Below are 4,553 nucleotides of genomic sequence, written 5' to 3'. Positions count from 1 at the left end.
GCCCCGGGGATCTCCCCGGGGCCGCCTTCCGCGTTCCACCGTGCGCGTCACCGGCCGCTAGCGCGCGGCGCCGTCCGGGGTGACCGGATCCGGGCCCGCGTGGGCGTCGCCCTCCATCGGCACCTCCTGGCCGCTCGTCCGGTCCACCACCGTCCGCCCGGCCAGCGGCGAGCGCAGGTCGACGGAGACGGCCTGCCGCTTGGCCATTGCGGTGCAGACGTGCCCGGGCTGGACGGTCGGCGGGCCCGGCACGATCACCACGCCCACCTGGCCCGACTGCGACTCGTCCGCCTTCACCGCGTACGTGGTGCAGACCCCGCCGAAGAAGTAGACGGTCAGCTTGTTGCTGCCGTCCAGCCGGTAGCCGGTCGGCGGCCGGACGTTCGAGTTGGCCGGGCCGCCACCGGCCGGGTTGGGCTCACCGGGGGCGATCCCGTTGGGCGGGGGAGTGCCCGGCGTCGTGGGCCGCCCGGGTGCGGGCTCGGCCGGGGTCGGCGTCCCCTTGCCCGACGGGGCCCCCGCGGGCGCCGGCGCGGACGGCGAACCGGAGTCCGCCGGGGCCGTCGGGGAACCGCTCGGCGGGGCCGAGCTGCTCACGGAGGCCGTGGCGGTGCTCGCCGCCGAGTCCCCGGAGCCCTTGCCGCCGTCGTTGCAGCCGGCCAGGGTCACCACCGCCGCCAGCGCGGCCACCGCCAGGGCCACCGCCCGCCGACCGCGGCGGGGCATCGTCTCCAGATCCATCTGCGCATCCTCCCGAGGGCTCAGCGGCGCGGCCTCCTCGGCCGCACCGCGCGGATGTGACGTGCCCCGGTCGGATCCGGTTCCCCGGTCCTCACATGCCGTACTCGGCCATCCCGGCGACCAGCCGCTGCGCCCCGGACGGCACCCGGACACCGACGGACGCGGGGGCGGCGGGCTCCGGTCCGGCCGTCACCACCGGCCAGAACCGGCGCAGCCGCCGGGATGAGCGGACCAGCGCGTCGAGGCTCTCGGCGTCCGCGTCGGCTCGGCGGGCGCTCGGGGGGAAGGGGTCGGACATCATCGGGCATCGCTCCGATCAAGGGCCGTGGCCGCATCGCCACGGTCGTCGACGGGCCCCGCCCGATCGCGGCAGGGCTCCATGGGGCCGACCCTAGGCCCGGCCCGGTGGGCCCACCAGTGCTACCCGGAGGTAGTACACGTTGGGGGGTCCGGGGTGCCACCATGGCGGGGAAGGCGACCGGCAGCTTGCGGGACTCTTGCTGGCGTGCCGTGCCGGACGGGTACCGTGAGTGGGTTCATTCGCCCCCGCTGGCCCTGTTGCCATCCTGAGGAGACCCCCGTGCGTATCGCCGTCGCCGGCTCGATCGCCACCGACCACCTGATGACGTTCCCCGGTCGGTTCGCCGACCAGCTCGTCGCCGAGCAGCTGCACACCGTGTCGCTGTCCTTCCTGGTCGACGCCCTGGACATCCGCCGTGGTGGCGTCGCGCCGAACATCGCGTTCGGCATGGGCGTGCTCGGGCTCCGGCCGATCCTGGTCGGTGCCGCCGGCGCGGACTTCGCCGAGTACCGCAGCTGGCTGGAGCGCAACAACGTGGACTGCAACTCCGTCCACATCTCCGAGACCCGGCACACCGCCCGCTTCATGTGCACCACGGACGAGGACCACAACCAGATCGCCTCGTTCTACACCGGTGCCATGGCCGAGGCCCGCAACATCGAGCTCAAGCCGATCGCCGACCGCGTCGGCGGCCTCGACCTCGTCCTGGTCGGCGCCGACGACCCCCAGGGCATGGTCCGCCACACCCAGGAGTGCCGCACCCGCGGTTACGCCTTCGCCGCCGACCCCTCCCAGCAGCTGGCCCGCCTGGACGGCGAGGACATCCGCGAGCTGGTGGACGGCGCCTCGTACCTCTTCACCAACGAGTACGAGGCCGCGCTGATCGAGACCAAGACCGGCTGGGACGCCGAGGAGCTGCTCACCCGCGTCGGCACCCGGGTCACCACCCTGGGCAGCAAGGGCGTCCGGATCGAGCGCAAGGGCGAGGCCCCGATCGTGGTCGGCTGCCCGGCCGAGGAGGCCAAGGTCGACCCGACCGGCGTCGGCGACGCCTTCCGGGCCGGCTTCCTGTCCGGGCTGTCCTGGGGCCTCGACCTGGAGCGCGCCGCCCAGCTCGGCTGCATGCTCGCCACCCTGGTGATCGAGACCGTCGGCACCCAGGAGTACGACCTGCGTCCGGCCGCCTTCCTGAAGCGGATCGAGGACGCCTACGGGGCCGAGGCCGCCGCGGAGATCCGCACCCACCTGGTCTAGCGGACGGGCCCTGGTGGTCCGCCCCTCAGGAGCGGCGCACCACCAGGTAGGCCGAGCCCCGGTCGCCGCCGTAGTTGGCGGCCGGGGCCTCCCCGGCGTACTCCTGACCGCGCATCCCGCACCAGGCCGGGACGTCCAGCCGGGCCGCCTCGTCGTCCGCCAGCACGGCGACGGTGCCGCCCACCGGCACCTCGCCGATCCGCTTCGCCAGCTCGATCACCGGCAGCGGGCACCGCTTGCCGAGCGCGTCGATCACGAGCAGTGGCCCGGCGTCGCCCGCCGGCGCCGGCAGGTCCAGCCCGAGCGGGGCGCGGACCCCGGCGACCACCTCCGGCAGCACGCGGAGGAAGCGCTCCACGTCGGCCTCGGCCGTCCCGTACGGCAGCGAGACCCGGACGTTGCCCTCGGTGAGCACGCCCATGGCGGCCAGCACGTGGCTCGGCGTCAGGGTGGAGGAGGTGCAGGAGGAGCCGGAGGAGACCGCGAAGCCCGCCCGGTCCAGCTCGGTCAGCAGCACCTCGCCGTCCACGTACAGGCAGGAGAAGGTGACGAGGTGCGGCAGCCGCCGCACCGGGTCGCCGACCACCTCGACCTCGGGCACCAGCTGCGGCACCCGGCCGCGGATCCGCTCCACCAGGGCGTGCAGCCGGGCGTTCTCCCGCTCGGCCTCCGCCCGGACGGCGCGCAGCGAGGCGGCCGCGGCCACGATCGCCGGGACGTTGACGTAGCCGGGCACCCGCCCGCCCTCGCGCTCGTCGGCCGGCAGCGGCGAGGCGTACCGGACGCCCTTGCGCACGGCGAGGACGCCGACCCCGGGCGGTCCGCCCCACTTGTGGGCGCTCGCGGTCAGCAGCGACCAGCCCGCCGGGACGTCCATCCGTCCGGCGCTCTGTGCGGCGTCGACCAGCAGCGGAACCCCGGCCGCGGCGCACAGTTCGGCCACCTCGCCGACCGGCTGGACGGTGCCCACCTCGTGGTTGGCGCTCTGCAGCGCGGCCAGCGCGGTGTCGGTCCGCAGCAGGGCGCCGAAGGCCCGCAGGTCCACCCGCCCGGTGCGGTCCACCGGGGCCACCGAGACCTCGCCGCCGCCCGCCTCGTGGCGTTCGCCGACGTGCAGCACGCTGGAGTGCTCCACCGCGGAGTGCACCAGGTGCCCGCCGCGCCTGCGGTTCCCGGCCAGGGCGCCCAGCAGCCCGAGTTGGACGGCCTGCGTCCCGCTCGCGGTGAAGGAGATCTCGTCGGGCCGCGCGCCCAGGACGGCGGCGACCGTCTCGCGGGCGGCGTCCAGCAGCATCCGGGCCTGCCGGCCGGAGCGGTACAGCCGGGCCGGATCGGCCCAGCCCTCGTCCAGGGCGGCGGTCAGGGCCTGCCGCGCGACGGGGTGCAGAGGGGCCGTCGAGGCCACGTCGAAGTACACGGGGCCATTGAACCTCAGCGACGGTGCAGAGGGCCGTGCGGGACGGAGGCCGAGCACCCCGGCTTCCCCGACGTGGCCTGAATCGAGCGATGCAGGGGAGGAGTGGACCACTGGCTGGAAAACGGAATTGACGGAGCGTCGGTTCGTGCTGGTACGGTCGTCGCGGTTCAAGGGGGTGGGCCGGTTGCGTCTGCGGCGAGGGCTGCCTCCTTATCGAGAGACCTCGGAAAGGAAAGCTCGACGTGATTGCCCAGTTCTCGAAGGGAAAGCGGATCGGCCTCGTGGCCGCGATATCCGCCCTCTTTATGCTTGCCTTCACCCAGCCGGCCTCGGCGGCCGGGCCCAAGGACGCCTATCTGAACAAGAACAGCGGCTACTGTCTGGAGATCGGCGGGTGGCGTACCGACGCAGGCGCCCCGGCGGACCAGTGGCCCTGTGGTGATGCCCAGACCAATCAGGGCTGGTACTTCGACCAGAACAATTACCCGAACGGTTTCTGGCTGAAGAACAAGAACAGCGGTATGTGCCTGGAAGTGGCCGACTGGAGCACGCAGGCCGGTGCCCAGATCCGTCAGTGGCCCTGCGGCACCAACCAGGCCAACCAGCAGTGGGTTGTCGGTAACACCGATGGTCGCTGGATTGAGCTGAGGAACAAGAACAGCGGTATGTGCATGGAGGTCGGGGACTGGAGCAAGGCCTGGGGCGCGCCGGTGAGGCAGTGGCCGTGCGGCAACATGCAGGCGAACCTATCTGAACAAGAACAGCGGCTACTGTCTGGAGATCGGCGGGTGGCGTACCGACGCAGGCGCCCCGGCGGACCAGTGGCCCTGTGGTGATGCC

5 protein-coding genes are annotated in these 4,553 nt (G+C 73.5%); 2 read left to right on the top strand and 3 right to left on the bottom strand.

The genetic code is table 11. The features are described from left to right. Positions 1-57 precede the first annotated feature (57 nt). Positions 58-741, bottom strand: a complete 684-nt coding sequence (locus ACFC1T_RS38170) for a hypothetical protein (protein ID WP_375897356.1) — start codon at positions 739-741, stop codon at positions 58-60. 91 nt (positions 742-832) lie between these two features. Continuing rightward, positions 833-1,042, bottom strand: a complete 210-nt coding sequence (locus tag ACFC1T_RS38165) for a hypothetical protein (RefSeq protein ID WP_375897353.1) — start codon at positions 1,040-1,042, stop codon at positions 833-835. A gap of 279 nt (positions 1,043-1,321) precedes the next feature. On the opposite strand from ACFC1T_RS38165, the gene ACFC1T_RS38160 reads away from it, so the two are divergent. Next, positions 1,322-2,296, top strand: a complete 975-nt coding sequence (locus tag ACFC1T_RS38160) for a carbohydrate kinase family protein (protein WP_375897352.1) — start codon at positions 1,322-1,324, stop codon at positions 2,294-2,296. A 25-nt stretch (positions 2,297-2,321) separates the two neighbouring features. Here ACFC1T_RS38160 and ACFC1T_RS38155 read toward each other — a convergent pair whose 3' ends face one another. After that, positions 2,322-3,713 (bottom strand): cysteine desulfurase/sulfurtransferase TusA family protein, encoded by a 1,392-nt coding sequence (locus ACFC1T_RS38155; protein WP_375897350.1) that lies wholly within the window; start codon positions 3,711-3,713, stop codon positions 2,322-2,324. A gap of 242 nt (positions 3,714-3,955) precedes the next feature. Here ACFC1T_RS38155 and ACFC1T_RS38150 point away from each other — a divergent pair, with 242 nt between their 5' ends. Further along, on the top strand, positions 3,956-4,549 hold the full coding sequence (locus tag ACFC1T_RS38150) for an RICIN domain-containing protein (protein WP_375897347.1): 594 nt from the start codon (positions 3,956-3,958) through the stop codon (positions 4,547-4,549). Positions 4,550-4,553 lie beyond the last annotated feature (4 nt).

This window comes from Kitasatospora sp. NPDC056076 (genome assembly GCF_042266305.1).
GTDB lineage: Bacteria > Actinomycetota > Actinomycetes > Streptomycetales > Streptomycetaceae > Kitasatospora.
Note: the sequence above shows the minus strand (reverse complement) of the source record. Positions and strands in the feature narration are given on the sequence as shown.

Bases quoted from the DNA above. Each gene is read 5' to 3' on its own strand.
- ACFC1T_RS38170 (WP_375897356.1), bottom strand. From the start codon at position 741: ATGGATCTGGAGACGATGCCCCGCCGCGGTCGGCGGGCGGTGGCCCTG.
- ACFC1T_RS38165 (WP_375897353.1), bottom strand. From the start codon at position 1,042: ATGATGTCCGACCCCTTCCCCCCGAGCGCCCGCCGAGCCGACGCGGAC.